General features: G+C 63.6%; 24 protein-coding genes. 5 read left to right on the top strand and 19 right to left on the bottom strand.

Features of this window, described 5'->3' with window-relative positions; genetic code table 11:
• Positions 1–36: 36 nt before the first annotated feature.
• Positions 37–726, top strand: coding sequence for a ribulose-phosphate 3-epimerase (rpe, locus tag AAFO90_RS04590; RefSeq protein WP_347508657.1), 690 nt, complete (start codon positions 37–39; stop codon positions 724–726).
• A gap of 271 nt (positions 727–997) precedes the next feature.
• Here rpe and AAFO90_RS04585 read toward each other — a convergent pair whose 3' ends face one another.
• The 12 genes from AAFO90_RS04585 to AAFO90_RS04530 form a co-directional block, all read right to left on the bottom strand.
• Complete coding sequence (locus AAFO90_RS04585) at positions 998–2,497, bottom strand: class I adenylate-forming enzyme family protein (protein ID WP_347508656.1); 1,500 nt, start codon at positions 2,495–2,497, stop codon at positions 998–1,000.
• 64 nt (positions 2,498–2,561) lie between these two features.
• Positions 2,562–3,341, bottom strand: coding sequence for an enoyl-CoA hydratase family protein (locus tag AAFO90_RS04580; protein WP_347508655.1), 780 nt, complete (start codon positions 3,339–3,341; stop codon positions 2,562–2,564).
• The gene (locus AAFO90_RS04575; protein ID WP_347508654.1) at positions 3,338–3,760 is read right to left on the bottom strand and encodes a PaaI family thioesterase; all 423 of its coding nucleotides are present in this window, start codon (positions 3,758–3,760) and stop codon (positions 3,338–3,340) included. Before AAFO90_RS04575 ends, AAFO90_RS04580 begins: the two co-directional genes overlap by 4 nt.
• A complete protein-coding gene (locus tag AAFO90_RS04570; RefSeq protein WP_347508653.1) occupies positions 3,741–4,874 on the bottom strand; it encodes an acyl-CoA dehydrogenase in 1,134 nt (377 codons plus the stop codon). Before AAFO90_RS04570 ends, AAFO90_RS04575 begins: the two co-directional genes overlap by 20 nt.
• Positions 4,871–6,070 (bottom strand): acyl-CoA dehydrogenase family protein, encoded by a 1,200-nt coding sequence (locus AAFO90_RS04565; RefSeq protein ID WP_347508652.1) that lies wholly within the window; start codon positions 6,068–6,070, stop codon positions 4,871–4,873. Before AAFO90_RS04565 ends, AAFO90_RS04570 begins: the two co-directional genes overlap by 4 nt.
• Positions 6,071–6,170: 100 nt before the next feature.
• A complete protein-coding gene (locus AAFO90_RS04560) occupies positions 6,171–7,346 on the bottom strand; it encodes an acetyl-CoA C-acyltransferase (protein ID WP_347508651.1) in 1,176 nt (391 codons plus the stop codon).
• 1 nt (position 7,347) lies between these two features.
• Positions 7,348–9,441 carry a 3-hydroxyacyl-CoA dehydrogenase NAD-binding domain-containing protein gene (locus AAFO90_RS04555; protein ID WP_347508650.1) on the bottom strand — a complete coding sequence of 698 codons (2,094 nt, stop codon included), beginning with the start codon at positions 9,439–9,441 and terminating at the stop codon, positions 7,348–7,350.
• Between the two features lie 397 nt (positions 9,442–9,838).
• Positions 9,839–11,071: a Tm-1-like ATP-binding domain-containing protein gene (locus AAFO90_RS04550; protein ID WP_347508649.1), complete on the bottom strand. Its 1,233-nt coding sequence runs from the start codon at positions 11,069–11,071 to the stop codon at positions 9,839–9,841.
• A gap of 17 nt (positions 11,072–11,088) precedes the next feature.
• Positions 11,089–12,531 (bottom strand): aldehyde dehydrogenase family protein, encoded by a 1,443-nt coding sequence (locus AAFO90_RS04545; RefSeq protein ID WP_347508695.1) that lies wholly within the window; start codon positions 12,529–12,531, stop codon positions 11,089–11,091.
• A complete protein-coding gene (locus AAFO90_RS04540) occupies positions 12,438–14,057 on the bottom strand; it encodes a tripartite tricarboxylate transporter permease (protein WP_347508648.1) in 1,620 nt (539 codons plus the stop codon). Before AAFO90_RS04540 ends, AAFO90_RS04545 begins: the two co-directional genes overlap by 94 nt.
• A 24-nt stretch (positions 14,058–14,081) precedes the next feature.
• Positions 14,082–14,612, bottom strand: coding sequence for a tripartite tricarboxylate transporter TctB family protein (locus AAFO90_RS04535; protein ID WP_274831390.1), 531 nt, complete (start codon positions 14,610–14,612; stop codon positions 14,082–14,084).
• A 73-nt stretch (positions 14,613–14,685) separates the two neighbouring features.
• Complete coding sequence (locus tag AAFO90_RS04530) at positions 14,686–15,630, bottom strand: tripartite tricarboxylate transporter substrate binding protein (RefSeq protein ID WP_347508647.1); 945 nt, start codon at positions 15,628–15,630, stop codon at positions 14,686–14,688.
• A 181-nt stretch (positions 15,631–15,811) separates the two neighbouring features.
• On the opposite strand from AAFO90_RS04530, the gene AAFO90_RS04525 reads away from it, so the two are divergent.
• Together AAFO90_RS04525 and AAFO90_RS04520 are read left to right on the top strand one after the other, a co-directional pair.
• Positions 15,812–16,591, top strand: a complete 780-nt coding sequence (locus AAFO90_RS04525) for an IclR family transcriptional regulator (protein WP_274827636.1) — start codon at positions 15,812–15,814, stop codon at positions 16,589–16,591.
• A 76-nt stretch (positions 16,592–16,667) separates the two neighbouring features.
• Positions 16,668–18,023: an aspartate aminotransferase family protein gene (locus AAFO90_RS04520; RefSeq protein WP_347508646.1), complete on the top strand. Its 1,356-nt coding sequence runs from the start codon at positions 16,668–16,670 to the stop codon at positions 18,021–18,023.
• Between the two features lie 173 nt (positions 18,024–18,196).
• On the opposite strand, the gene AAFO90_RS04515 is transcribed toward AAFO90_RS04520, so the two are convergent.
• From AAFO90_RS04515 to AAFO90_RS04500, 4 genes are all read right to left on the bottom strand, one after another.
• Entirely contained in the window at positions 18,197–18,931 is a 735-nt protein-coding gene (locus AAFO90_RS04515) for an FkbM family methyltransferase (RefSeq protein WP_347508645.1), read from the bottom strand.
• 131 nt (positions 18,932–19,062) lie between these two features.
• Positions 19,063–19,380 carry a 2Fe-2S iron-sulfur cluster-binding protein gene (locus AAFO90_RS04510; RefSeq protein ID WP_347508644.1) on the bottom strand — a complete coding sequence of 106 codons (318 nt, stop codon included), beginning with the start codon at positions 19,378–19,380 and terminating at the stop codon, positions 19,063–19,065.
• Positions 19,381–19,410: 30 nt separating this feature from the next.
• Complete coding sequence (locus AAFO90_RS04505; RefSeq protein WP_347508643.1) at positions 19,411–20,700, bottom strand: glutamine synthetase family protein; 1,290 nt, start codon at positions 20,698–20,700, stop codon at positions 19,411–19,413.
• Between the two features lie 179 nt (positions 20,701–20,879).
• Positions 20,880–22,139, bottom strand: a complete 1,260-nt coding sequence (locus tag AAFO90_RS04500) for a cytochrome P450 (RefSeq protein WP_347508642.1) — start codon at positions 22,137–22,139, stop codon at positions 20,880–20,882.
• Positions 22,140–22,218: 79 nt separating this feature from the next.
• On the opposite strand from AAFO90_RS04500, the gene AAFO90_RS04495 reads away from it, so the two are divergent.
• Positions 22,219–22,926 carry a type 1 glutamine amidotransferase gene (locus AAFO90_RS04495; RefSeq protein WP_347508641.1) on the top strand — a complete coding sequence of 236 codons (708 nt, stop codon included), beginning with the start codon at positions 22,219–22,221 and terminating at the stop codon, positions 22,924–22,926.
• A 6-nt stretch (positions 22,927–22,932) separates the two neighbouring features.
• On the opposite strand, the gene AAFO90_RS04490 is transcribed toward AAFO90_RS04495, so the two are convergent.
• From AAFO90_RS04490 to AAFO90_RS04480, 3 genes are all read right to left on the bottom strand, one after another.
• On the bottom strand, positions 22,933–23,583 hold the full coding sequence (locus tag AAFO90_RS04490; RefSeq protein WP_274866949.1) for a GntR family transcriptional regulator: 651 nt from the start codon (positions 23,581–23,583) through the stop codon (positions 22,933–22,935).
• Positions 23,584–23,678: 95 nt separating this feature from the next.
• A complete protein-coding gene (locus AAFO90_RS04485) occupies positions 23,679–23,993 on the bottom strand; it encodes a DUF2834 domain-containing protein (RefSeq protein ID WP_347508640.1) in 315 nt (104 codons plus the stop codon).
• Positions 23,994–24,193: 200 nt separating this feature from the next.
• Positions 24,194–25,834, bottom strand: coding sequence for a sulfatase-like hydrolase/transferase (locus AAFO90_RS04480; RefSeq protein ID WP_274831396.1), 1,641 nt, complete (start codon positions 25,832–25,834; stop codon positions 24,194–24,196).
• A gap of 216 nt (positions 25,835–26,050) precedes the next feature.
• Here AAFO90_RS04480 and AAFO90_RS04475 point away from each other — a divergent pair, with 216 nt between their 5' ends.
• Positions 26,051–26,587, top strand: coding sequence for an N-acetyltransferase (locus AAFO90_RS04475; protein WP_347508639.1), 537 nt, complete (start codon positions 26,051–26,053; stop codon positions 26,585–26,587).
• Positions 26,588–26,596: the final 9 nt, after the last annotated feature.

The following is a 26,596-nucleotide window of genomic DNA, read 5'->3' as shown; positions in this document are numbered from 1 at the left end:
CCTCCACCAGCGCCCCAGTATGCAGGAACCCCTCCCATGTCCTTTGACCGCAGTGTTAAGATCGCCCCCTCCATCCTCTCCGCCGATTTCGCCAACTTCGGGCAGGAAATTCAGGCCATCGAGGCCGAAGGCGCCGACTGGGTCCATGTCGACGTGATGGACGGGCATTTCGTGCCGAACCTCACCTTTGGCCCCGCAGCGGTCAAAGCCTTCCGCCCGCATGTAAAAACGGTGATGGATGTGCATTTGATGATCGCGCCGGTGGATCCCTATATCGACGCCTATGCCGATGCGGGCGCCGATGTTCTGACCGCCCATGTCGAGGCAGGCCCGCATATTCACCGCACTCTGCAAGCCATTCGCGCGGCAGGCATGAAGGCAGGCGTTGCACTCAATCCCGGCACCCCGGCCGAGGCTGTGGCGCATCTTCTCGACCTCACCGACCTGATCTGCGTGATGACGGTAAATCCGGGCTTTGGGGGGCAGAAATTCATCGACATGGCCGGCAAGATCGCGACGCTGCGCCAGATGATCGGCGACCGTCCCGTGCATATTGAAATCGACGGCGGTGTTGATCCCAGCACCGCGCCGCTGGTGACCAAGGTCGGCGCCGATGTGCTGGTGGCCGGCTCCGCGGTCTTCCGCGGCGGCTCGGTCGATAACCCGGGCGTCTATGGCGAAAACATCCGCGCCATCCGCGCCGCCGCCGAAGGCACCTGGACCTGAGGGAACCTCCCCTCCTGCCGCCGTCTCCACCGGAGACGGCATCTGAGGGAGAGCGGCGGGTCAAGGGCTGCGCCTGCAGCCGCGCCACAGGCGCGGTTTACCCTTGAGGCGGCTCTGTCCTGGCCCAACACTGGACGTCGCGCTTTCAGGGCAGACCTGCCCCTGAAACGCCTCTCAGCAGATCTTTCCCTGCGCCGCGCAGCGGCGCCACGCCCAACCCCGCACAAGGCCTGCCCCGCAAGCCGCCCGTCCAGGGACGGGAGCGCCCCGTTCACGCCTCTTCGAGACGGTCCGCAAACGTCTCCAGCAATTTGTGCTTCAGGATCTTGCCCGTCGGCGCCGCAGGCAAGGCTTCGACCGGGACGATCAGCGCCGGGCATTTGTATCCGGCCAGCTGGCCACGCACGAAAGCCATCAGTTCTGACGGATCCGGCGCATCCCCCGGCACCACCTGCACAAAGGCCAGAACCTCTTCATCGCTGCTGACCCTGCGCCCGACCACAGCGGATTGCACCACCTGCGGATGGGCATTCAGCGCCGCCTCCACCTCGGGCGGGAAGACATTGAAACCACCGTGGATGATCAACTCCTTCGAGCGCCCCTCGATATGCAGGAACCCGCGGGCGTCCAGACGGCCCATGTCACCGGTGTGCATCCAGCCTTCTGCGTCCAGCACCTTGGCGGTTTCCGCGGGGTTGCGATAATAGCCCAGCATGATGTTCGGCCCACGCGCCAGAACCTCTCCCAGCCCATCGCCACCGCCCGGAACGCTCTCATCGATGCGCACCTCGACCCCGGGCATCGGCGGACCGGTGGAAATGTCAGGATCCCCCAGCTGGCTGTTCTTGGTGGCGCAGACCCCGGCAGTGGTCTCGGTCATTCCATAGCCATTCTGCAGGGCCACCCCGTAAAACCCTTCCGCTTTGCGCTTCCATTCCGGATCCAGCGGCGCCGCCCCGGAGGAAACGTACTGCAAGACCTCGCTGCCAAGCCGTTCCAGCCCCTGTTCCTTGGCGTATTGCATCACCAGCGCGTGCATCTGCGGCACCGCCGCCAGGCGCGTTACGCCGAGGCGCAGCGCCTCATAGAGTTTCGCCGCCGAGAAACGCGCCTCCAGCCAGACCTCGGCCCCGGACAGGATCGCCGCCGTCATCACCGAGGCCAGTCCAAAGACATGGGTCATCGGCAACACGCCATAGATCACATCCCCCGGCCCCATATCGCGCAGCTCGGCCGAGGATTTGCCGCCAAACAGAAGGTTCGCATGGGTCAGCATCACCCCCTTTGGCGCGCCGGTGGTGCCGGTGGTATATAGAAGAACCGCCACCTCTTCCGGGGCATCGGGGTTTGAGGCATAGGGGCAGGCCAGATGCAGAGTGCCAAAGGCGCCACGGATCTCGCGTGCCTCAAGCCGTGCAGCATGGGCTTCGGCCTCGGGGGAAATCGCGGAGGTGCACAGCACCGCCGCCGGGCGCGCGTGGGACAGGATCCGGTCCACTTCCCCCGCGCTCATCCTTGCATTGACCGGCACCGCGATGGCCCCGATCCGCGAAGCGCCCAGCATCGCTGCCACCGCCGCGCAGCAATTTTCCGACAAGACCATGACCCGGTCACGCGGCTGCACGCCAACCTTCCGCAGATGCTCGGCCACCGCGTCTACGGCTGTCGAAAGCGCGGCATAGCTCCAGGCCGTGCCGCCGCTGTCGGAAAAGGCCGCAGCCTCAGGCCGCTCGGCCACCTGCGCGGCCAGTAAATCATGCCATCGTTCCATTGCCCTCTCCTCCCAAATCCGGCGCCGGTTGTTCTGTGGGAAAAGGCCCTGTGCGGGCCGGACCCTAGCCGCTGAACTGCGGCGCGCGTTTTTCCAGGAAGGCCGCGATGCCCTCGCCTGCCTCCTCGCCGCCAGCCGCACGGGCCATGGCGGCGCATTCTGCATCAAGCTGTGCAGTTTCTGCCGCCTCATAGGCGCTGGAGACCAGATGCCGGATGGTGCCCTGCGCCGCGCGCGGGCCCTGGGCCAGCGCATCGGCCAGACTGTGCGCCGCGCCAAGAACGCGCTGCGGCGCCACCACCTGATTGACCGCGCCGAGCGCAGCCATTTGCCCGGCTGTCACCGGCCGCCCCAAAAGGCACATTTCCATCGCCAGCGGACGCGGCAGCATCCGCGCCAGCGCCGCGGTCAGCCCGCCATCGGGCACCAGTCCCGCCTTGACGTAGGCGGCGGTGAATTTCGCCCCATAAGAAGCCACGATCAGATCTGCCGCCAGCGCCAGCGACAGACCCGCCCCGGCCGCGCCGCCCTCAACGGCGGCGATCACGGGCACCGGGCAATCGCGGATGCCGCGGATCAGATCGTGCAGGTTGTTCACCTTGGCGCGGCGCTCGTCCTCGCTGAGGCCGCGCCGTTCTATCAGCACGTTGAGATCGCCCCCGGCGCAGAAAAACCCGCCTTCCGAGGTCAGCAGCACGGCCCGGATGCGCGGCTCCTGCGCCAGATCCAGCGCCGCCTGAATGGCGTCGTGAAGATCCTGCGACAGGGCGCCCCGGCGGTCCGGGTTCATATTCACGACAACCGCGCGGTCGCCAAGATCGTCCATCCGTGCACGTCGGGTCATTTCCGTATCCTCTTGAAAATTCCGTTTGCCGTGGCCAGCAGGCGGCCCGTGTCATCAAACAATTCGCCATAGATATAGGCGATGCTTTTGCCGCCCCCCGTAGGCCGGGCGCGGGCCGTAATGGCCCCGGTCCGCGTCGACCCCACATAGGAGAGGTTCAGCGAAACGGTGACCAGGTCCGCGTTTCCGTCCGGATCGAAGAACTGCATTGCAGTATTGCCGCAGACTACATCCAGAACCGTGGCCACCATGCCGCCATGGACGATGCCATGGCGGTTCATATGCCGGGGCTCCAGTTCCAGCGTCACGGTGCAGGAGCCATCCCGGGTATCGACCTCGGTCCGGTAGCCAACCATCTGCTGGCAACCGGGTTCCTCGATCAGGCGGACCTCGCCGGTATCACGCGGCGCTGAGGTCAAGAAAACGCTCCAGCTGCGTGTCCGCATCACCAAAGCGGTGCTCCGCCATGACGATCCGTTTGGCGATATGGGCCAGTTCGTATTCCTGCGTCATGGCGATACCGCCGTGCAGCTGGATCGAATCCTCGGCCACCAGACGACCTGCACGGCCAATCAGGTTGCGCGCCGCCGCCACGTTGAGATCGCGCATCCGCGTGTCGCCTTCCAGATGGCCGGCCGCGTTGATCACCGCCGAGCGCGCCTGCTCGATCTCGATCAGCAGATCCGCCACCCGGTGCTGCAGCGCCTGGAAGGTGCCGATCGGGCGGCCAAACTGGCTGCGGGTCAGCAGGTACTGGCGGGTCAGCTCGGTCGCGGTTTCCATCGCGCCCAGGGTTTCGGCAGCCAGCGCCACCTCGGCGCGGGCAAAGACCCCGGCCATGGCAGACCATGCGGCGCCAGCATCGCCCAGACGGGCAGAGGCAGGCAGGCGCAGGTTATCGAGCTCGACCTCGGCAGCGCGACCGCCAGCCAGCAGCGCATAGCCGCGCAGCGACAGGCCCTCGGCATCGCGGGGCACCAGGAACAGCGAGATCCCATCGGTCGCATCCGCCGCGCCGCTTTCGCGGGCAGAGATCACCAGGTGATCGGCGGCCTCGGCGTTGACGACGACGGCCTTGCGCCCGTTCAGAACGATCTGATCGCCCTCGGTCTTGGCCGTGGTTTCCACCCGAGACAACTCGTAGCGGCTGTTCGGCTCGCCGTGCGCAAAGGCCAGCTGCACGCCGCCGCCGATCACCTCTTCGACGAGGGCCTTCTGATCGTCATTGCCCAGTGCCGCGATCAGACCACCGCCCAGCAGCGCGGTGTCCAGCAGCGGCTCAACCACGCCAGCACGGCCCAGTTCCTCGAACACGGTGGAGATATCGAAACCGGCGCCGCCAAACCCGCCGTCTTCCTCGGAAAACAGCGCACCGATGACACCCAGTTCGGCCAGCTGTCCCCAGATATCGGCGGAAAATCCGGTCTCACTTTCCAGGATGTCGTTGCGCACGGATGTCGTGTAGCGGTCCGACAGGAAGCGACGCAGGCTGTCCTGCAGCATCTGCCGCTCTTCGGTCAGGTCGAAGTTCATGCCCGGCCTCCCATTTTCACTTTTGCGATGATGTTCTTCTGGATTTCGTTGGAACCGCCAAAGATCGACAGTTTGCGGTTGTTGAAATACTGCGCAGCAACGGCAGCCGTACCTTCGGGGCCGACCGGCGGTTCGTTGCCGCCTTCCACCGCTTCGGAGGCAAAGGGCATCGCGTAAACGCCCGCAGCGCGGCGCGCCATATCGTTGATTTCCTGACGGATTTCGGTGCCCTTCACCTTCAGCATCGAGCTTTCGACACCCGGCGCCTGACCGGAGGCCGCAGCCGAGATGATGCGCAGGTTGGTGGTGGACATGGCCATCAGATCGATCTCCGCCTGCGCCATACGGGCCGCGAAATAGGGGTTTTCGATCAGCGGGCGGCCCTTGTGCATCTGCACGCGCGCCAGACGTTTCACCGCATCCAGACCGGCCTGGCTGAAGCCGACACCGGCGATATTGGTACGTTCATGGGTCAGGAGGTACTTGGCGTAGGTCCAGCCCTTGTTTTCCTCGCCCACCAGGTTTTCCACCGGCACTTTCACGTCGGTGAACCAGACTTCATTCACCTCGTGGGTGCCGTCCAGCAGGATGATCGGGCGCACTTCGATGCCCGGCGTGTCCATATCGATCAGAAGGAAGGAAATGCCTTCCTGCTGCTTGGCATCGGGGTCGGTGCGCACCAGGCAGAAGATCCAGTTGGCGTGCTGGCCCAGCGTGGTCCAGGTCTTCTGGCCGTTGACGATATAGTGGTCGCCCTCGCGCACCGCCTTGGTTTTCAGGCTGGCAAGGTCAGAACCCGCGCCCGGCTCGGAATAGCCCTGGCACCACCAGTGTTCGCCGCTCAGGATCTTGGGCAGGTAGTAATCCTGCTGTTCCTTGGATCCGAATTTCTGCAACACCGGCGCCAGCATGGTCAGGCCAAAGGGCACGATGCGCGGCGCATGGGCACGGCAGCATTCCTCTTCGAAGATATGCCGCTGCACGGCATTCCATTCGCAGCCGCCAAATTCGCGCGGCCAGTTCGGCGCCAGCCAGCCCTGTTCATTCAGAATGGCATGCCAGCGTTCGTGGCCTTCCTTGCCTAGGCTGCGTCCCTCGCGGACCGCATCCGACATGTCCTTGGGCAGTTTCTCGTCCAGAAAACGCTGCACCTCCTCGCGGAAGGCCTGTTCTTCGGGGGTGTAACTCAGATCCATTTCATTCTCCTCATGGCCCTTTGGCACGATCCAATCGGGCCGGGCGACATCCGGCGGGCGATGACTGCCCGCCGGGTGCCGCGTGGTCTTTGATTGCGGTTCAGTAGATTTCGAACAGGCCCGCTGCGCCCATGCCGCCGCCGACACACATGGTGACGACGCCCAGCTTGGCGCCGCGGCGCTTGCCTTCGCGCAGGATGTGGCCGGTCATACGGGCACCGGTCATGCCAAAGGGGTGACCGATGGCGATTGAGCCGCCGTTGACGTTGCATTTCTCGTCATCGATACCCAACCGGTCGCGGCAGTAGAGCGCCTGGCTCGCGAAGGCTTCGTTCAGCTCCCAGATATCGATGTCATCCACCGTCAGCCCGTGGCGTTCCAGCAGCCGCGGCACGGCAAAGACCGGGCCGATGCCCATCTCGTCCGGCTCGCAGCCTGCAACGCAGAAGCCTTTGAAGGCGCCCATAGCCTCAAGCCCACGCTTCTCGGCCTCCTTGGCTTCCATCAGCACCACGGCAGCGGCGCCATCGGACAATTGGCTGGCGTTGCCTGCGGTGATGAAGTTGCCGTCGCCGCGCACTGGCGCCAGACCAGCGAGACCGTCGAGCGTGGTCGAGGGACGGTTGCATTCGTCGCGGTCCACGACAACGTCCTTCATCGAGATCTCGCCGGTTTCCTTGTCCTTCACCGCCATGGTGGTGGAGACGGGAATGATCTCATCCTTGAACAGACCGGCTTCCTGCGCCGCAGCGATACGCTGCTGGCTGCGCAGACCATAGGCGTCCTGATCTTCGCGGCTGATGCCGTAACGCTCCGCGACGATATCGGCGGTTTCGATCATGGTCATATAGACGGCGGGCTTGTGCTCTTTCAGCCAGTCTTCCTGCACGGGGCGCAGTTTCGGCTGCACCATCGAGATGCTTTCCACCCCGCCTGCCACCATCGGGCCTGCGCCTTCGCAGATGATCTGCTGCGCCGCCAAGGCGATGGTCTGCAGACCGGAGGAGCAGAAGCGGTTCACGGTCATGCCCGATGCGGTGACCGGCAGCCCGGCGCGCAGAGCGATCTGGCGGGCGATATTGGCGCCGGTTTCCCCTTCGGGAGCGCCGCAGCCCATGATGCAATCCTCGATCTCGGCGCCTTCGATCCCGGCGCGGGCCATGGCGGCCTCGACCGCGGCACCGCCCATGGTGGCGCCGTGGGTCATGTTGAAGGATCCCCTAAAGGATTTGGCCAGCCCGGTGCGGGCGGCAGAGACGATAACGACTTCTTTCATATCAGCTGTTTTCCTTGTTCAGATCGTCGAATGTGCGCCCCTCGGCAACCAACTGCTCCAGCAGCGGCGCGGGCTGCCAGAAATAATCGTCTTCTTCGGCGTAGGATTTGATGTTCGCCAGAAGCGTATCCAGCCCCTGCATGTCGGCCCATTTCAGCGGCCCGCCACGATAGCGCGGGAAGCCGTAGCCGAAGAGCAGCGTCATATCGACGTCCAGCGGACGGCGCGCGATACCTTCGCCCACCACCTTGGCGGCCTCATTGACCATGGCCGCCATGTAGCGGGTCACGATCTGCTCGTCCGTGAACTTTTTCGGGGTGATGCCCTTCTCGGCGCGCTCGGCCTCGATCAACTCGGTCACCTCGGGGTTCGGGGTGCCGCCGCGCTTGCCTGCCTCGTAGACGTAATAGCCCTTGCCGGTCTTCTGGCCAAAGTTGCCCGCCTCACAGATCTTGTCCATGTAGCTGCTGTCACGCTCGCGCGGGTCCATGCCCTCGGCGCGCTTGCGCTTGCGCACGGCCCAGCCGATGTCGAGCCCCGCCAGATCCGCCACCGCGAAGGGTCCCATCGCGAAACCGAAATCGGTCAGCGCCTTGTCGATCTGATAGGGAGAGGCACCGTCCAGCACCATGTGATCGGCCGCCTTGCGATAGGTCGCCAGGATCCGGTTGCCGATGAAACCATCGCAGACCCCGGCGCGGACCGAGATTTTCTTGAGCCGCTTGCCCAGTTCGAAACCCGTGGCAACCACATCCAGCGCCGTCTTGTCGGCAACGACGATCTCCAAGAGTTTCATCACATGCGCCGGAGAGAAGAAGTGCAACCCGATGACATCCTCGGGGCGCGAGGTGCTGGCGGCGATTTCGTTCACATCCAGATAGGAGGTGTTGGAGGCCAGGATCGCGCCTTTCTTGCAGACGGCATCCAGCTTGCCAAAGACCTCTTTCTTGACGCCCATTTCTTCGAAGACGGCCTCGATCACCAGATCGACATCGCTCAGCGCGTCATAATCGGTGGCCAGCGTCAGCGCCTCACCGGTCAGGTGGTCGAATTTCTCCTGGCTGATCTTGCCGCGCTTCAGCGCGCCCTGAAGGTTGCCCGAAATGCGGCCCTTGGCGGCTTCGGCGGCCTCGGCGGTCATTTCCAGCATTACGACAGGCAGACCGGCCAGCAGCGCTGCCGTGGCGATGCCTGCCCCCATGGTGCCGCCACCGATAACGCCGAGGCTGTTCAGCGCGCGCGGTTCAACGCCTTTCAGTTCCGGCAGCTTGCTGACTGCGCGTTCCGAGAAGAAGGCGTGGATCATGCCCTGCCGCTGGTCGGTGCTCATCAGCTCCATGAAGAGTTCCCGCTCACGCTTCATGCCCTCGTCAAAGGGCAGCTCGCAGCAGGCCTGAATGCCGCGGATCGCAACCGCAGGTGCCAGAAGGCCACGGCCCTTTTTCAGCACAGAGTCATAAAGCGCATCGAAATCGACGGATTCGGGCGCAGGCATTTCGCTGATGGCGCGGCGCGGGGCGCCCTGATCCAGCAGCTCCTGCGCATAGGCAAGGCCGATCTCGCGCGGCTCGCCCTCTTCGACGCGGTCCAGAATGCCGAGGCTCAAAGCTTCCTTGGCGCCGACCTGACGACCCGAGGTGATCACGTCAACCGAGGCGTCAATACCAATCAGACGCGGCAGACGCTGGGTGCCACCGGCGCCCGGCATCACGCCGATCAGCACTTCCGGCAGACCGATACGCGCGGAAGGCACGGCGATGCGATAGTGCGAGCCAAGCGCGATTTCCAGACCGCCGCCCAGTGCGGTGCCATGCAGCGCCGAAATCACCAGGAGCGGCGACGATTCGATGCGGGTGCAGACATCGGGCAGAAACGGCCCCTGCGGCGGCTTGCCGAATTCGCGGATATCGGCGCCGGCGAAATAGGTGCGGCCCTCACCGTAGATCAGCACCGCCTTGGCGCCTTCCGATTCGGCCCGCTCGATCCCGTCCACCAGGCCCTGGCGCACGTCCAGGCCCAGCGCATTTACCGGCGGGTTCTGCGCCTTGAGGACCGCAATATCCCCAACGCGTTCGTATCCAATGGCATCCGTCATCCGTGTTTTCCTCTCCTTGGCGGGGCTGCGGGCCTCTGGCCTTTTGCACACGCCCCCTGTTCCTGTCGGGATCTAGCCACGCCCTCCTCCGCGCGCCAAGGCCGGTCTTTGCCGCCCTTGCCAGAACCCGGCGTCATCTGCGGAGCCGCAGAATTCAGGCCAGCGGTCTGACTGTCAACCCATATTCCACTATGTGGAACATTGTTCCACTAATTTGACAGCACACTAGGCCGCGTCCCTTCGCATGGCAAGTAATATCATTGCGCGCAGGAAGTATTTTCGGCAGCAAAACATCGAACACCTATTCTATTCACCCTAACGCGCAACAAGGGCGCCCACTGTCGCGGGCGCCCTGTAACGCTTTCAAGATTTGGTGATCCGGCAGGCGCGCAGACCTCTATCCCTGCGGAATCAGTCCCTCAGCCACCCAGCCGTCGAAGATCTCAAGCGCCTTCTCAGCGAAGGCTGCGTCGTTGATATGACAGTCCAGCGCGTGCAGCGTCGCATTGCCCGGGCAGGCCGCGCGCATTTCATCGCAAAAGGCCGACAACCCCTCGGCATCGTGCAGATCGCCGCCGGGGCGGTCCCATTCGTTGCAGCCCTGCTCGGGCAGCAGCACCGCGACCGGGGCGGTGGCGCCTTGCAGCTTGTCACTGATGGTGCGGGCGACAAGGCGGCGCTCGTCGGCGTCCAGAACCGCCGAGGTCAGCAGCCGGTTGTGGGCATGGCTGGGTCGCCCCTGTAGCTGCGGCGGGGTCTCCTGCCAGCCGACAAAATCCACCAGATCATAACAGCCCGGCGCCACCAACTGCGGGGTGCCCGAAGTGCCTGCATTGGTCATCCGGTCCGCGCCTGCTGACAGACCGCCGAACAGGTGGTTGGTCACTTCCTGCGGGGCGAAATCCATCACCGCGGCAAAGGCGCCTTCGCTGGCGAGGCTTTCAAACGCCCGCCCGCCCATGCCAGTGGCGTGGAAGACGGCCACCTCATAGCCTCGGTCCTCAAGCGCCGGTTTCAGCGTCACCATGTAGCGCAGCACTGTCTTGCCAAAAGAGGTCATGCCGATCAGTGGCCGCTCCCGCTTTGGCGGCTCCACCGCACGGGCCGCGCCCAGAACCGCGCCCGCCGCCTGGCTCAGCGAAGCTTTGCAAACCGAGTTCAGACCATACAGCCCCCCGGCCCAGAGGATCATCTGGACATCGGCCGGGATACGCTCCGGCGGCATCAAGGGTGAAAAGGACACGGTGGAGACGATATATTTCGGCACCCCCAGCGGCAGCGCCGCACAGAGGTCCAGCGCCAGATCTGTGCCCATGGTGCCGCCCAGTACGATCACCCCGTCGATGGAACCGGCACGATAGAGCTCCAGCGCCTTGGCTGCGGAGCCTCTCGCCATGATCTGCATGGCGGTGTTTTCATCGCCGCTGTCGATGGCGGCCTGGATGGAGCTGCCGCCTGCCTCGGCCACCTGATGCTTGCTGATGTCGGTGGGCTGGCTCGGATCGCCCAAGACGCTGACATCCATGGTCAGGACGACGCCGCCCTGCCCCCGGATCACATCCGCCAGATAGGCCAGTTCGGCATCCTTGGTGTCATAGGTCCCGGCGATCAGAATGGTTTTATCGGGCATCGTGTCATTGCCTCCGGTTAAAGCTGGATCCAGGCGGTTTTCAGATCGACGTATTTGTCGAGCGCATGCAGCGATTTGTCGAGGCCATTGCCGGATTGCCCGACCCCGCCCAACGGCACCGTATTATCTGCGCCGCCATAGGTGTTCACATGGACCACCCCCGCGCGGATGCCCGCGACCATGCGATGGGCACGAGACAGGTTGGCGGTCCAGACCCCTGCGGCCAGGCCGAAATCGGTGCCATTGGCCAGCGCCAGCGCCTGTTCCTCGGTTTCGAACTTGGTCACTGACAGCACCGGGCCAAAGACCTCGCGCTGGAACAGGGCATGGTCCCGCGCAACGTGGGTCACGATGGTGGGCGCCATATAGGTGCCGCCGCTTTCCTGCAGGATCCGGTTGCCGCCGGTCACCACCTGACCACCCTCGGCGCGGGCCATATCCATGAAAGACAGATTGCGCCGCAGCTGGTCCTCGGAATTGACCGCACCGATGTGATTGCCCAGATCCAGCGGATCGCCCACCCGCAGCGCCTCGGCCTCGTTGATCAGCATGGCGACGAATTCATCATGCACCGAGGCTTCGACCAGAAGGCGTGACCCAGCCACGCAGACCTGCCCTGAATTGCGGAAGATTCCCGCCGCCGAAACCTTGGCCGCGTGGCGCAGATCGGGGGCATCGGCAAAGACGATATTGGGGGATTTGCCGCCCAACTCCAGATAGCAGCGTTTGAGGTTGGAGCGCGCCGAGGCCTCCAGCAGTTTGCGCCCGGTGCCGCCCGATCCGGTAAAGGCCAGCACATCGACGCCCATGGATTCGGCCAGCGCCGCGCCGGTTTCCGCGCCCGCGCCGGTGACCACGTTCAGCACCCCATCCGGCAGGCCGCATTCAGCGCAGATCTCGGCCAGACGCAACAGCGACAGCGAGGCGGTCTCGGCGGGTTTCAAGACCACCGAATTGCCCATCGCCAGTGCAGGCGCCAGTTTCCAGGCGCCGATCATCAGCGGGAAATTCCACGGCACGATGGCGCCGACAACGCCCACCGGTGCGCGCTGCACCAGCCCCAGCACATCGGGGGCGGTGGGAGCGACCTCTCCCGCGATCTTGTCCAGCGCCTCCGCATAATAACGGAAGGTGCCCGCCGCCGATCCCGGCTCGGCCTTCAGCGCCATGCCCATTTCGGTGCCATTGTCGCGCACGCCAAGAACGGCAAGGGGTAGCGCCTCCGCCTCGATCCGATCAGCGATCTTATGCAGCACTTTTTTCCGCGCAGCGGGCGCCAGACGTGACCAGCGGCCATCCTCAAACGCGGCGCGGGCAGCAGCCACCGCACGCTCCACATCCGCCGCTGACGCGCCTTCGAGTGTGGTCAGAACAGATCCGTCAATCGGCGAAGTAACTTCGCATGGCGTGCCCGAACCTGCTTGCCACGATCCTTCAAGAAAGAGTTTTTGCGGCGCCACATCAGCCCGCCGAAGTTCGTTGATGAGGTTTTGGTCTGCCATTCGGCCTCCTTCAGCTCCTTGCGGTCGCGCAGAATGCGGACGGTATGCATCACAAGGACCAGTATGATGATGGAAAACAGGATGAACGCCACCGGGCGGTCGATGAAATCAAAGGGGGTTTTGACCCGCGCCATGGCCGCGCGCAGCTTCACCTCCATGATGCCGCCCAGAACCATGCCAAGGATGATCGGCACCGCAGGCAGCGACAGGCGTTTCAACACATAGCCCACCAGACCAAATGCCGCCGCCATCACGCAGTCGGTGGCAGAGTTGCGCAGGGAATAGACCCCGACAAAGCTGAGCGTCAGGATACAGACCCCAAGGAAGCGATTGGGGATCTTCACGACCTGGATCAGGCTGCGGGTCGCAAACAGCAGGAAGATCAGCACCAGGACGTTGAGGATCAACAGCGCCAGATAGAGCGCCACCACGAAATCCATGTCGTTCTGGAACAGCCCCGGTCCCGGCACCACGTTATGGACGTAAAAGACGCTCAGCATCATCGCCGTCAGCGCCTCCCCCGGGATGCCAAGCGCCAGAAGCGGCACCATGGCGGCGGCGGGCACGGCATTGTTGGCGGTCTCGGCGGCGATCAGCCCTTCCGACGACCCGCGCCCGAAATCCTGCGGCCGTTTGGAAGTCTTCTGCGCATAGGTGTAGGACATGAACTGCGCAGTGAATTCGCCGACGCCGGGGATCATCCCCATCAGGACGCCAAACCCGGCAGAGACTGACGCCACACGGGGATGGCGCGACAGCTCTCGCAGGCCCTGGAACATGCCGCCGCGCAGGCGTGTCAGACGGATCTTCTCGTCCTCATCCGTCAGCAACACAAAAGCCTGAGAGATCGCGAAGAGGCCCAGAACCACGACGATCAGGTTGATGCCACCGCCTAGGAAATCCTGCCCGAAGGTGTATCGCTGGGTGTATTTCACCGGCTCCATGCCGATGGTGTTGAGGAAAATGCCAAAGCAAGCGAGCGCCCCTGCGATTAGCGCCTGCCCGCGATGGGCCACCACCACCAGCAACAGGCCCAGCAGCGCGGCGAGGAAGATCTCGCGACTGCCGAACATCGGCGCCACCTTGGCCAGCACCGGCGCGAAAAGGATCAGACAGATGACCGAAAAGACCCCACCAAAGAAACTGGCGGAATAGGCAAGGCTGAGCGCGCGTCGCGGCTCTCCCCGCGCGGTCATCGGGTAGCCGTCATAGGTGGTCAGCGCGTTGACCGCCGTACCGGGCGTGTTGATCAGGATCGCCGGAATGGCGCCGCCGTACATGGAGGAGCCGTAGATGCCGAGCAGCACGGTCAGCCCCACGATGGGATCCATCGAGAATGTCGCGGGCAGCAGGATGGCAATCGCAACCGCCGGACCGACGCCGGGGATGGCACCGATCAGCACGCCGCCCACCGACCCGGCCAGCAGCGCCAGCGCCACGTCCCAGCGCATCAGGATCTCGATTGCAGAAAGAATAAGGTCCATCGGGGATCCCGTTAAACTGGAGGCTTAGAGGTAGAGGATGGCAAAACTGCGCAGGGACCCCGGCAGATATTCATAGAGCAGCGCGCCGGGGATCTTCACCGACAGCAGCCCCTTGAACACCAGCACCACGGCAAGGGCGAAACCAGCGCTGGTCCACAGCATCAGGCGACTGCGATAGCCCATGCGCCAGGTCAGCAGCGGAACGAAGACCAGCGTCACCGGCAGATAGCCCACAAGCGGCACCAGCAGCACGTAGGCCATGAACCAGGCGACGTATTCCACCGCCTGCCCCCAGCGCCGGGCCTCGTTCAGGTCGAAACGCGTCGTGCGCCGCCAGGGCAGCCGGTAGAGATGCAAGCCCCCCATCAGAACCATGCCGCCTAGGGCCACGCCGGGCCAGAACCGGGGTTGGGCAAAGAGTTTGGTCTTTTTCACCCAAGCGGTCTGATCACCAATCAGCACCAGCAGCAGCACGGAAAGCCCAAGAAACCCAAGGGCAAAAACCAGCTGTCCGCGCCGGGGTCCGGGGAAACGGCGTTCGCGTTCTGTCGTCATGGAGGGGAACTTCTGTCGCGCAGGAAACAAGGGTCCGGGGCGCCCGCGAGGCGCCCCGATCCGGGAGGATGGGTTATTCGAGGATCGAACCGATCCGCGCCATTGTGTCGATGTCAGCGGCCACACGGGCAGCGCTGTCCTCGGCGTTCTGCCAGTAGATCAGCGCGCCGGTTTCCTTGGCCACGTTCTGGGCGCGTTCGCTCATCACGGTTTTCTCGGCCACCGCGATGATCTTGTCGCGCACGTCCTGCGGTGTGTCCTTGGTCACGAAGAGACCGTTCCACAGCGCGATGTTGAGGCTGTCGTCCAGCTCGCCGATCGCAGGCGCATCGGGCACCAGCGGAATGCGTTCATCGGTGATCGAGACCAGCACCTTCACGTCATCAAGGCAGGGCAGGATCAGCTGCAGCGTGGTGTTGATCACATCCGCATCGCCCGAGGCCAGGGTGTTGCAATCCAGCGCGTCAAAGGCCGCGTCAGAGCCCCATTCGAAACCGGCGTTCTTGGCAAAGGCCTTGGTCACTTGGGTCGGGGTCAGCACGTCGCCGAAATGGCCCAGCGCCACGTCGTTTTCCTTGGCGTATGCTGCCAGTTCCTCCATCGAGGAATAGGGCGCATCACCCGAGGTCGCGATGACAAAGGGATAGGTCAGGAAGATGCCCAGCGGGTCGAACTTGGCCGGGGTCAGCGGCGGGATGTCGATCTGGTGGCCAACAACCGGCACGCCGATCACGAAGGAGCCGATGGTGTAACCATCAGCGGGCGCATTGGCGACCTCGATCGCACCGGGGAAGGGTCCACCGCCACCGCCGGGCTTGTTCACCACCGCCGCCGCGACGCCGTATTCGTTCTGGAAATCTTCGGCGATCATCCGGGTCAGCACGTCTTCCAGATCGCCCGGAGGCCAAGGCACGATAAAGTTCACCGGCTTTTCCGGATACTCGGCCTGCGCAGAGGCGGCGCTGAGGCCAAGGGCGGTGGCCGCCGCTGCGCCTTTGACGATGGTGGTCAGTTTCATTGCAAGTCTCCCGGTTGCTGTCAGTTGGACTCTGTTGGGTCATGGTGGTTCATTATTCGAACCGTTGGTTTGAATTTAGATTGACAGCCTCCCCGGTTATCTGTCAACAAATTTGAAAGGCAGAGGCGGAAATTCCTGGACTTTGCCTGATCACACAGCATTCACGGGATCGCCGAACCACATGGGTACAGTCTCCAAAGCCTTGTCATTGCTGACATATTTCAACCACGGCCGCACCGAGATCGGCCTCAGCGATCTCACGCGCCTGTCTGGCATGAACAAGGCGACGGTCTATCGGCTGATGGGGGAAATGCAGGAATCAGGCTTTGTCGAACAGGCCGATGGCGACCGGTCCTACCGGCTGGGTCCGCAGGTCCTGCGCCTCGCCGCCCTACGCGAAGCCGCGGTTCCGATCCTGTCCGTCTCGCGCCGGGTGTTGAAGGATCTGAGCGAGGAAACCGGGGAAACCACCCATCTGTCGCTGGTGCAGGGCACCCAGCTCAACTCGCTCAGCCACGCCTATTCGCCGCGCCACGCGGCCCGGGTGATGATGGAGGATGCCGAGGTTCTGACCTATCACGGCACTGCCTCCGGCCTGGCCGTGCTGGCCTATGCCGATCCCGAGTTCGTCGATGCGGTTCTGTCCGGGCCGCTGCACAGCCACACCGCCGCCACCGTGACCGACCCGGAGGCGATCCGCCGCCAGCTGGAAGAGGTCCGCCGCAGCGGCATGGCGCAATCCGTCGGCGGCTTCGAAGCCGAAGTACATTCCCATGCGGTGCCGGTCTTTGGCGCCGACCGTCAGGTGATCGGCGCCCTTGCCGTGGCCGCGCCGGTGTCCCGCATGACGCCGGAACAAGCCGTTCTGATCCCCGCCGCCCTGCACCGCGCCGGTCAGACCCTGACCCATCGTATCGGCGGCGCCGCCCCGGCCGACTACCCCCAAGAGGCCGCCGCATGATGCCGCATATGATCCCGTTTTTCCGCCTTTCCCCCACCGGCGCCGCCGGATGGCCCCGCAATCAGGAGCTCGTTCCATGAAAGATTCCAATTTCCTCAAAGAACATAATGCCAAATCGCTCTGGCATCCGATGGCGCATCCGGCCGACAGCCTTGCCAATCCCCCCACCATCGTGACCGGCGCCCGGGGCGTTTCGATCACCGATGTTGACGGGCACGAGGTCGTGGATGCAGTCGGGGGCCTCTGGAACGTGAACCTCGGGTTCTCCTGCCAGCCGGTGAAGGATGCCATCGCCGCGCAGCTGGATGTCCTGCCCTATTACTCCACCTTCCGGGGCACCACCAATGATCAGGTGATCCAGCTCGCCGAGGAGTTGAAGGACTTCTTTGCCCCCGACGGCCTAAGCCGCGCGTTCTTCACCTCGGGCGGCTCGGATTCGGTGGAAACCGCCCTGCGGCTGGCGCGCCAGTACCACAAGATCCGTGGGCAGGAGGGGCGCACCAAGTTCCTCAGCCTCAAGAAGGGCTATCACGGCACCCATATGGGCGGCGCGTCGGTCAACGGAAACGCGAATTTCCGCACCCAGTACGAACCGCTTCTACCCGGCTGCCACCACATCCCGGCGCCCTATACCTATCGCAACCCCTTCAATGAGAGTGATCCCGAGCGTCTGGCTCAGCTCTGCCTGCAGGCGCTGGAGGATGAAATCGCCTTTCAGGGCGCAGGCACCATCGCCGCCTTCATCATGGAGCCAATCCTGGGCGCCGGCGGGGTGATCCCGCCGCATGAAAGCTTCATGCCCGGCGTGCGGCAGATCTGCTCGAAACACGGGATCCTATTGATCGCGGATGAGGTGATCACCGCCTTTGGCCGCACGGGATCCTGGACCGGATCGCGTCACTGGGGGGTGCAGCCCGACCTGATGTGCACCGCCAAGGCGATCACCAATGGGTATTTCCCCTTTGGCGCGGTGATGATCGCCGATGCGGTGGTCGAGGTATTTGAGAGCGACGAGAGCGGCAAGGCCGCCATTGGCCACGGCTACACCTACTCCGGCCACCCGGTGGGGGCGGCGGCGGCGCTGGCATGTCTTGCGGAAACCAAGCGTCTGAACGTGCCGGAAAACGCTGCAGCGCGCGGCGCGGAACTGCACGAGGGTCTTCTGGCGCTGAAGGACAAATACGGACTCATCGGTGATGTGCGTGGTGGCCACGGGCTGATGTGCGCGCTGGAACTGGTTGGCGATCACGTCAGCAAGACCCCGATCGACAAGAAGACCATCGGCATGGTGCAGGAGGTTGCCTATCAATCGGGCGCCATGGTGCGGGTCTCTGGCCCAAATATCATCCTGTCGCCGCCGCTGGTGCTGGAGACCGCCGATGTCAGCACCATCCTTTCGGCCCTTGATGCGGGCCTTGCTGCCGCCAGCTGATCTGCGCTCTGCTCTGCATTCGTGCGCGGGCGCCTGTGCCGGGCCATGAGCCCGGCACAGGCCACCAGATACCATGGCGGGCCCGAAGCCTTCGCTTCGGGCCCGCATCTCTCGGTGGCGCCGCTGACGCGGCGCGGCACCGCAGTACAGCCAACGCACTTTATTTCGAGAGTTCAGGTGGTTTCCGCTACAGAGGCCCCATCGCCCTCGACCTTTGCCTCCATCCGCAGACAGGTCCAGACGATGCGGGTCGACTTCTCCGCGATGCGGGTAAATCCGGCATCCCGCAGTACGTTCTTGCATTCCCGCATGCCGCCGATGCCATAAGCCTCGGGGTGAAATTCCAGCACCACGCCCCGGAAACCCGACAGATCCATGTGGCGCAGCAGTTCCAGCTCGCCTCCCTCAATATCCATGATCAGAATATTGGGTTTCAGCTCGGCGCAAATCTCTGCAAAGGACCGCGTCGGCACCCGGACCAGATCCGACGGACGTCCCTCCGGGTTCAGCAGGGAAGAGCCGAGGTAGCTGCTGCGCACATGGAATTCCATCGCCTCCGGCGCATCGGGCGCCGTCACCAGCACTTCGTTTCGCACCTCGATCCGTTCTTCCAGCCCGTTCATCGCATGGAGCGCGCGAACCACCGGGATCAGCTGCGGGTTGGCCTCGAACGATAGAATACGCTCTGCCCCACTGTGGCGCGCCATCACGCCACCGACGACGCCGATCCCGGCGCCGATTTCCAGCACCCGGTCGCCCTTTTCGATCACATGCAGCGCACCGGCAATCTCCTGCCCCTCATAGCGGGCCGCGTTGATCCGGGCGATGCGCTTTTCATTGAGGAAGCGTGATTGCGGCACCAGAACGCCAAGACAATTGGCCGCCACGACATCGGGCTGCAATTCCAAATCGTCTGCCCTCTGCCCTGTCTCCGCCACGCGCTTGCCCTCGTCCCGTTGTTGGTCTGGCGCAGCCTGCGCAGCGCCCGGACCAAAAACAAGAGCAGGTGCGCGAGGGCACCGCTGTTTCGCCGGGCGCGTTACTCTTCGGGCACGATCAGCACCAGCCCGTCCAGATCTGGATGCGCCTCGATCTGGCAGCTGAGGCGGGAGCTGTCGCGCCGTTCCTCGGCCATATCCAGCATCGCGTCCTCGAAATCCTCGGGCGCGCCGCATTTGTCGGACCAGGCCGGATCCACATAGACATGGCAGGTGGCGCAGCTGAGTGTGCCGCCGCATTCACCGATGATCCCCGGCACATCATGAGCCAACGCGGCCTGCATCAGGTTCTGCCCGTTTTCCGCCGCACCGGTGATCTCTGTGCCATCCGGCAATTTCCAGGTCACTTTCACTGTCATCTCTCCCCCACTCGGTCCCGCCTGCCGCAATCAGACAAAATGCACATAGAAATCGCGCATCCCGTCGCCTTCCAGATCGCGGGTCTTGCGCACTTCCTTGCGTTTCATGAAGACGTGGTTTGCCACCAGTTCCTCCCCGACTGCCTTTGCCAGAACCGTGTCGCGCTCCAGATCCGTCACCGCGCCTTTCAGGTCGATCGCCGTGCCCTCGCGCGCATCGGTGCGGTCAAAACCGTCGCCGGTTTCCATCGGTGGCAGGGAGTAACCCTTCTCGACCCCCAGAAGGGAGGCCTGCAGCACCGCCGCCACCGCCGTATAGGGATTGGCCGAAGCATCGGCCATCCGGTGTTCCAGCCGCGCCTTGGCGCCGCCTTCGGAGCTGATCCGCGTGGTGACGTTGCGGTGATCGCCGCCCCAGTTCTGCCAGTAACCCGAAAGGCTCCCCGGCTGCAGCCGCATGTAACTGTTCGCGGTCGGTGCAATCAGACCGGCCAGTCCCTTGTGGTGGTGCAGCACACCAGCGAGGCAACCGCGCGCCAGATCGTTCATGTGCTCGGGGCCGCCGCGTGGGCCGGAGGACAGAGCATTGCCGCCCGCCTCGTCCACGAAGGAATAGTTGATATGCATGCCCGATCCGCCCGCCTCGGCGATGGGTTTGGGCATGAAGGTCAGCACGATGCCGTATTCCAGCGCGATCTCCCGCGCCATCAGGCGGAACAGCACGATATCGTCCACTGCCTTCACCGCATCATCAAAGGTCAGCGTGTATTCAAACTGGGGACTGTCGAACTCGGCGGTGATCATATCCAGGCTAAAGCCCATCTCATCCGCCATCGCCCAGATCCGGTCGTTGAACCGCAAGGGGTCAGCAAAAGGGCCGGTGCCATAGACCACGCCACCCGGCGCATCGTATGGCATCAGACGGCCGTTCTCATCGGCCTGCAGGGCAAAGGCTTCCAGCTCGATCCCGACCTTGGGCTGCAGCCCCTTGGCGGACCAGGCCGCTACCGCCCGTTTCAGCGCCCCACGCGGGCAAAGGGAGAGCGGCTCCCCCGCATCGTCGTAGAGGTCACCCAGCACCACCTTGGTCGAGGCATGCCAGCTGTCGCGGATATCATCGTGCAGCCATTTCAGCTCCATATCCGGCAGGCCCTGTTTCACCATGGAGCCGGGCGCATCCAGCAGGTCCTTGTCGTAATGGGTGCCAAAGACCGAGCGGCAGAACCGCGTGGCATCGTCACCGATCTTGGAATTGGGGAGGTATTTTCCCCGCATGATGCTGAGGTGATCGCAGAACATCGCGCGCAGGCGGGTCTTCATAGCTCAAGGTCCTTCCTGTTGGACGGGCTGCGGCATCTTTTGCGTGCCGTTATGCCCATATCATTTCACCCAACCACCAGAGGACAGCGGCCGACCTCGGGTGGGTGCGTAAGCGCCCTCCCGTGCGGGAGGTCGGGCGCTGTCCGGGCCTTTGCCCCGGACCAAAGGTTTATCCCAGCCTATGCCGCCTTAACCCGCACCGGCAATTCCTTGATGCCGCCGACAAAGTTGGAGCGCAGGAATTTATGCGGCCCCGCCGCCTCGATATGCGAAATCCGCTTGGCCAACTCCTGAAACAGCACCGTGACCTCCAGCCGGGCCAACCACATGCCAAGACAGACATGCGGGCCGAACTGCCCAAAGGACACATGCCGGTTGGGGCTGCGCATCAGGTCGACGCGGAAGGGATCACCGAAATAGCTTTCGTCGCGGTTGGCCGAGATGAACCAGTAGAGCACCTTGTCGCCTGCGCGGATCGTCTTGCCGTGCATCTCAACGTCGCGCGTCGCGGTGCGGCGGAAGTAGAGCGCGGGCGTGGCCCAGCGAATGATCTCATCTGCCGCCGTCTCCCACACCGCGCCGCCCGCCTGCATCTGCGCCAGCAGCTCGGGTTGATGGCACATGGCCTGAATGCCAGCCGCAATCGAATAGCGCGTGGTATCGTTGCCTGCTGCAACAAGCAGGCAGAAGAAATTGCGGAACTCGGTCTCGGTGATGGTGGAGCCATCCTTGGCCGGTTCCAGGATCAGGTTCAAAACGCCAGAGGTATCGCCCTTCTTCGCCTTCGCCTCCATCAGCTCCTTGGCATAGACATAGAGTTCCGCCCCCGCCGGAGAGTTAAACGGCATCATGCGGAATTCATCCGTGTCCATCTTGTCCAGCACATGCGTGGTGAAATCCGGGTCCGTATTGGCAATCAGCGCATCGCCCTTTTCCACCAGCCAAGGCAGGTCTTCCTCCGGCAGGCCCACGACGCGCCCCAGCATCCGCATTGGCAATTGCCGGGCAATTTCCTTGGTGGCGTCAAATGTGCCCTTCGCCAGCGCCTGATCCAGGATCTCGGCACAGAGCGTGCGAATATCCTCTTCGTATTGCGCCATGGTGGTCTTGGAGAAGGCCTTGATCAGCTTCATGCGCACCTTGGAATGCTCCGGCGGATCAGTCTCCTGAAAGGTGCGCCGGGCAAGGTATTCCTCGTAGGACTGATCCTCCATCCGGATACCGCGCGCCGAGGAGAACACCTCGGTGTTCTTGTTCATCGCGGTGATGTCCTCATAGCGGGTGACGGACCAGTAGTTTTCACCACCTGCGTATTCCGTCCAGTGCAGGGGATCGTCGCGGCGCAACCGGGCAAAGGTGTTGTGCGGCGCGCCATTGGCAAAGGTGTCGTGGCTGCTGAGATCGGCAAAGCCGTCGTCCTGCGGTGTCCAGATCGTCATGAGGGGCTTCCCGAATGGTTGCTTTGTGTATATTATTAGACCTCATAAATATGTAAATGAAAATCTTGCGAGGCATATCATGCACTTGGCCATTCTGATGACCAACACGGACGAGAGCGACTTTGCCGCGCATCACCCCAAGGATGGAGAAAAGTTCGCGGACCTCATCCACATGGTCCGCCCCGGCTGGGACGTTTCGGTCTTTTCGGTAAAGGATGGCGTGTTCCCCAAGGACATCGCGGATTTTGACGGCGCGATGATCACCGGCAGCCCGGCCTCGGTCCGCGATGATCTGCCCTGGATCGCGCCGCTGATGGATCTGATCCGGGACATGAACGCCCGCAAGCAGCCCCTCTTTGGCGCCTGTTTTGGCCATCAGGCCGTGGCGCTAGCCCTTGGCGGTGTTTTGGGCAGCAACCCTTGCGGCTGGGTGCAGGGGCTAACGCTCAACGCCTTGCAGGACACCCCGCCCTGGGCGCGGGAGCTACCCGATCCCCTGCGCCTTTATGGCTCTCACAAGGAATGCGTCTGCGCCCTGCCGCAGGGCGCGGTGCAGACAGCCACCAGTAACGGTATGATCGCGGGTTTCACCGTCGGGCACCACATCTGGACCACCCAGCATCACCCGGAAATGAGCCATGGCTTCATCACCGCCCTGACCGAGGAAATGAAGGGCATGTTGCCGGAAGATGTGCATGCGCAGGCTGTGGCAAGCCTTGCGGAGACATCTGATCAGGCCCGCTTCGCCGAGGCGCTGGCACGGTTCTTCGAGCAGGGCATCGGCTGAGGCAGCTCAGCCCAGCGCCGCCAAGAGATCCATCACCGTGACCTGATCGAATTGCACATGAGCGGCCATCTCGGCCTCCGCCGCTGCGCTGTCATGGGCCTCGATCAACCCGGCCAGCCTGCGATGGTCCTTGGCCGATTGCGCGATGGAGCCGGGATAGCGATAGCGCGCCCGGTAATAGGCCATCAGCTTGCGCGCATTGGTCTTGATCATCTCCACAAGGAAAGGATTGCCCGAGCCAAGCGCGATCACCTCGTGAAAGCGCAGGTTTAGCTGATAGTAACCATCGGGATCGCCGTCGCCCTTCTCGGCCGCGTGCGCCTCGCAGGCAGAGACAATACGCTCCAGTTCCTCGGCTTGAGCCTTGGTCATGCGGCGCGCGGCAAGGCCCGCGGCCTGTCCTTCCAGCTTGGCGTGCACTTCGAGGATGGCGAGGAATTCCTCCAGCGTTGGTTTGAACAACACCGCGCCCTTCCTCGGCAGACGGCGGATCAGCCCGGCGGTCTCCAGCTGGATCAGCACCTCCCGCACTGGCGTGCGCGAGACGTTGTGGCGGGCCACAAGACCGGCTTCGTCCAGCACATCGCCCGGGCTCAGCCGCCCGGCGTCGATATCGCTGAGGATCGCGTTGAGTAGCTGCTCGCTCTGCCCGGCCATGCCTGTTCCGTTCTCCCGCCTCTTTGGCTTTTGCCGCAGGATAGGGTGCCCCCCGGCCAGAGGCAACGGCGCCCGGCCCCGGCAGCCTGACAAGATCAGGCGGCGCCCATCCGCCCTTCCCGCATCCAGAGATACAGCGGCAGCGCAAGGGATAGCCCAACGGTGCAGCCTGCAGGTAGGAGCAACCACCAGCGGCGCAGGCCCAGATCGCGGGCGTCCCGCCAGCTCCAGACCCAGAACACCAAGATCGACAGCAGAACATCGGCAGAGAACCCTGCCGCCGCGCCATTGGCAAACAACCCACGCAGAAAGGCCGGGATATCAATCCCGTTGAGGGCAAAGAAGGAGCCGAAGAACAGCCAAGGCACCAACGTGCCGATGATGGCTGAAACGGCATAGAATGTGCGCATGTGATTTCTCCTCACGAAGGGAGCGCAGGCTCCCGCGCCCGCAGAACAACCGGCGGGGCCGGGTCGTCCCTGGCGGCCTTGGGCATGGCACCGTGCTTTGCACGGTGCAGCGCCGCGCCCTGCGCGGCGCTCGGCCCAACGGGCCTGCGTCCTTTTTCAAAAGGACCCGGCCGGGCGGGAGCCTCCCCGTATTCGCTGTTTTACTCTGACGGAACAGCGCCCCTGTATTTCGCTGTCAGCTCGGGCGCCAGCTCATCCGGTTCATAGACGCCCAGCAGGATGCCCTTGCGCGGCGCCTTGCCACGGCGGGCGGCAATCTGTTCATCCGACAGGGTGATGCGCTGAGACATGCGCAGCCCCCAGGCCAGCAACCGGTCGTACATCAGGTCGATCACCTCGGCATGCTCCGCGCTGGCGCCCAGATCCACCAGCTCGTCCGGATCGGTTTCCAGATCGAACAGCATCGGGCGCAGGCCGCCTTCGGCATGCATGAACTTCCAGCGCCGGTCCACCACCATGAACAGCCGCGCATCCTTTGGCGCCAGCCCCAGCGTTTCGCAGATCGGATTGGTGGCGTAATCGAATTCCGCTACCGCATGATCGCGCCACTCGGTCTTCTCCCCGCGCAGCAGCGGCATGAGTGAGCGTCCCTCCAGGATATGCGGCGCCGGAGCGCCGCCCGCGACCTCAAGGAAGGTGGGCAACAGGTCGATCGCCTCCACCAGCTCATCGCAGGTGGTGCCCCGGGTGGCATCGGCCTCGGCGCGCGGATCGTAGATGATCAGCGGCACCTTGATCGACGGTTCGTGAAACAGGTTCTTCTCGCCCATCCAGTGATCACCCAGATAATCGCCATGGTCCGAGGTCACCACGATCATCGTGTCCTTCATGCGCCCGGTCTCTTCCAGCCAGGCGAACAGCCGACCCATCTGGTCGTCGGCCTGCTTGATCAGCCCCATGTAGGCGGGGATCACCCGCTCGCGCACTTCATCGCGCGAGAATGTCTTGCCGATCCGGTTGTTCATCATACCGCCAAAGACCGGATGCGGATCTTCCCGCTCCGCTTCCGAACGCACGGCGGGCAGCACGTGTTCGGGGCCGTACATGTCGTGATAGGGCGCCGGAACGATATAGGGCCAATGTGGCTTGATATAACTCAGATGCGCGCACCAGGGCTGATCCCCCTTCGCCTCGGCCTGAGTGATAAACTCCATCGCCTGGGTGGTCAGCCAGGGGGTTTCGCTGTCTTCTTCGGCGATATTGGCGGGCTTGTCGGCATTCACCATGAACCAGCCCGAGGCGACGTCATTGCCCTCGACCCCGGCATTGGCAAAGTCGTTCCATGGGTTTTCGCCGGGATAGCCCTTGGATTTCAGGTATTCGTTATACGGGCTGCGCTTGCCATCGTAGAACCCGTCCGGCCCCTCGGCCCAAAGCCCGTCGTCGCGGATAAATGGATCAAAGCCGCATTCGCTTTGCCGTACCCCGATCACACTGTCGGGCGCTAGTCCCAGACGCTCCATCCCGTCGGCATCGGCCACCATATGGGTCTTGCCGATCAGGTGGCAGCCCATCCCGGCGCGGCGCAGGTGATCGCCCATGGTCCATTCCCCAACCCGCAGGGGATAGCCGTTGAACTGCACCCCGTGGCTGGAAGGATAGCGCCCGGTATAGCTGGACATCCGCGACGAGCCGCAGGTCGGCGACTGCACATAGGCGCGGGTAAAGCGCACGCCCTTTGCTGCCAGCGCATCGATATGCGGCGTCTGCAGATGAGGGTGCCCCGCACAGCTGAGGTAATCGAACCTCAGCTGGTCAAACATGATGTAGAGAATATTCATCGGCGCTCCCCTCCCGTTGCTCCGCGATTTGTCCGCAAACTATTAAACAGGTGAAGCAAGAAGGCCAGCCGCAAAAGCCTAAGATCAGCGCGCCCGGCCTGTTGCCGCCGCGCCGCAACCACAGCGCGAAATGCAGGCGCGCCATTTTCACCGTTGCCGGGATGTGATCCCTGTTGCGGCGCAACGGACGCGCAGACAGAAAACGGAAAGACCCCCATGTCCGCAAAGCCCCAAACCAAACACCTCCTGCAGCTGCGCCCGGCAAAAACCACCGATTGCGCCGCGCTGGCGGCGCTGTCGATCGAGGTCTGGACCGGCACCTACCTGCGCGAAGGCGTTAATGACACCTTTGCCACCTTTGTGCTGGAGGCCTTTACCCCCGCCCATTTCGCCGCGCTGCTGCAGGACCCGGGTGAGACGCTGATCGTGTCGCAGAACCGGGACGGGATCGATGGTTATATCCGGATCACCGAAGATCGCCCCTCACCAGTCGGCGGCGCGAAGACCGAGATCACAACCCTTTACGTGCAGCCGCGCCACCACGGGCGAGGCATCGGACAGGCGCTGTTGCGGGCCGGGCTGGGCCATTGCCGCGCCAAGGGATTGGGCGCGCCGTGGCTCTCCACGAACTCCGAAAACACTCCCGCCATCGGGTTTTATCACCGTCAGGGATTTGCCTCGGTTGGCGAAACCGTCTTTGAGATCGACGGCACCGGCTATCCCAACACGGTGCTGCACTACACCGGCGATTGACCGCTCCAG

The sequence above is a fragment of the Phaeobacter sp. CAU 1743 genome (assembly GCF_039839315.1).
Lineage (GTDB): Bacteria > Pseudomonadota > Alphaproteobacteria > Rhodobacterales > Rhodobacteraceae > Phycobacter > Phycobacter gallaeciensis_A.
Note: the sequence above shows the minus strand (reverse complement) of the source record. Positions and strands in the feature narration are given on the sequence as shown.

Coding starts and splice junctions, on each gene's coding strand:
- AAFO90_RS04480 (WP_274831396.1), bottom strand. CDS start 25,834: ATGAATATTCTCTACATCATGTTTGACCAGCTGAGGTTCGATTACCTC.
- AAFO90_RS04475 (WP_347508639.1), top strand. CDS start 26,051: ATGTCCGCAAAGCCCCAAACCAAACACCTCCTGCAGCTGCGCCCGGCA.
- AAFO90_RS04580 (WP_347508655.1), bottom strand. CDS start 3,341: ATGACCCGACGTGCACGGATGGACGATCTTGGCGACCGCGCGGTTGTC.
- AAFO90_RS04530 (WP_347508647.1), bottom strand. CDS start 15,630: ATGAAACTGACCACCATCGTCAAAGGCGCAGCGGCGGCCACCGCCCTT.
- AAFO90_RS04540 (WP_347508648.1), bottom strand. CDS start 14,057: ATGGACCTTATTCTTTCTGCAATCGAGATCCTGATGCGCTGGGACGTG.
- AAFO90_RS04510 (WP_347508644.1), bottom strand. CDS start 19,380: ATGACAGTGAAAGTGACCTGGAAATTGCCGGATGGCACAGAGATCACC.
- AAFO90_RS04485 (WP_347508640.1), bottom strand. CDS start 23,993: ATGCGCACATTCTATGCCGTTTCAGCCATCATCGGCACGTTGGTGCCT.
- AAFO90_RS04570 (WP_347508653.1), bottom strand. CDS start 4,874: ATGAACTTCGACCTGACCGAAGAGCGGCAGATGCTGCAGGACAGCCTG.
- AAFO90_RS04525 (WP_274827636.1), top strand. CDS start 15,812: ATGGGTACAGTCTCCAAAGCCTTGTCATTGCTGACATATTTCAACCAC.
- AAFO90_RS04490 (WP_274866949.1), bottom strand. CDS start 23,583: ATGGCCGGGCAGAGCGAGCAGCTACTCAACGCGATCCTCAGCGATATC.
- AAFO90_RS04585 (WP_347508656.1), bottom strand. CDS start 2,497: ATGGAACGATGGCATGATTTACTGGCCGCGCAGGTGGCCGAGCGGCCT.
- AAFO90_RS04505 (WP_347508643.1), bottom strand. CDS start 20,700: ATGAAGACCCGCCTGCGCGCGATGTTCTGCGATCACCTCAGCATCATG.
- AAFO90_RS04495 (WP_347508641.1), top strand. CDS start 22,219: ATGCACTTGGCCATTCTGATGACCAACACGGACGAGAGCGACTTTGCC.
- AAFO90_RS04550 (WP_347508649.1), bottom strand. CDS start 11,071: ATGCCCGATAAAACCATTCTGATCGCCGGGACCTATGACACCAAGGAT.
- AAFO90_RS04520 (WP_347508646.1), top strand. CDS start 16,668: ATGAAAGATTCCAATTTCCTCAAAGAACATAATGCCAAATCGCTCTGG.
- AAFO90_RS04565 (WP_347508652.1), bottom strand. CDS start 6,070: ATGGATCTGAGTTACACCCCCGAAGAACAGGCCTTCCGCGAGGAGGTG.
- AAFO90_RS04500 (WP_347508642.1), bottom strand. CDS start 22,139: ATGACGATCTGGACACCGCAGGACGACGGCTTTGCCGATCTCAGCAGC.
- AAFO90_RS04555 (WP_347508650.1), bottom strand. CDS start 9,441: ATGACGGATGCCATTGGATACGAACGCGTTGGGGATATTGCGGTCCTC.
- AAFO90_RS04535 (WP_274831390.1), bottom strand. CDS start 14,612: ATGACGACAGAACGCGAACGCCGTTTCCCCGGACCCCGGCGCGGACAG.
- rpe (WP_347508657.1), top strand. CDS start 37: ATGTCCTTTGACCGCAGTGTTAAGATCGCCCCCTCCATCCTCTCCGCC.
- AAFO90_RS04560 (WP_347508651.1), bottom strand. CDS start 7,346: ATGAAAGAAGTCGTTATCGTCTCTGCCGCCCGCACCGGGCTGGCCAAA.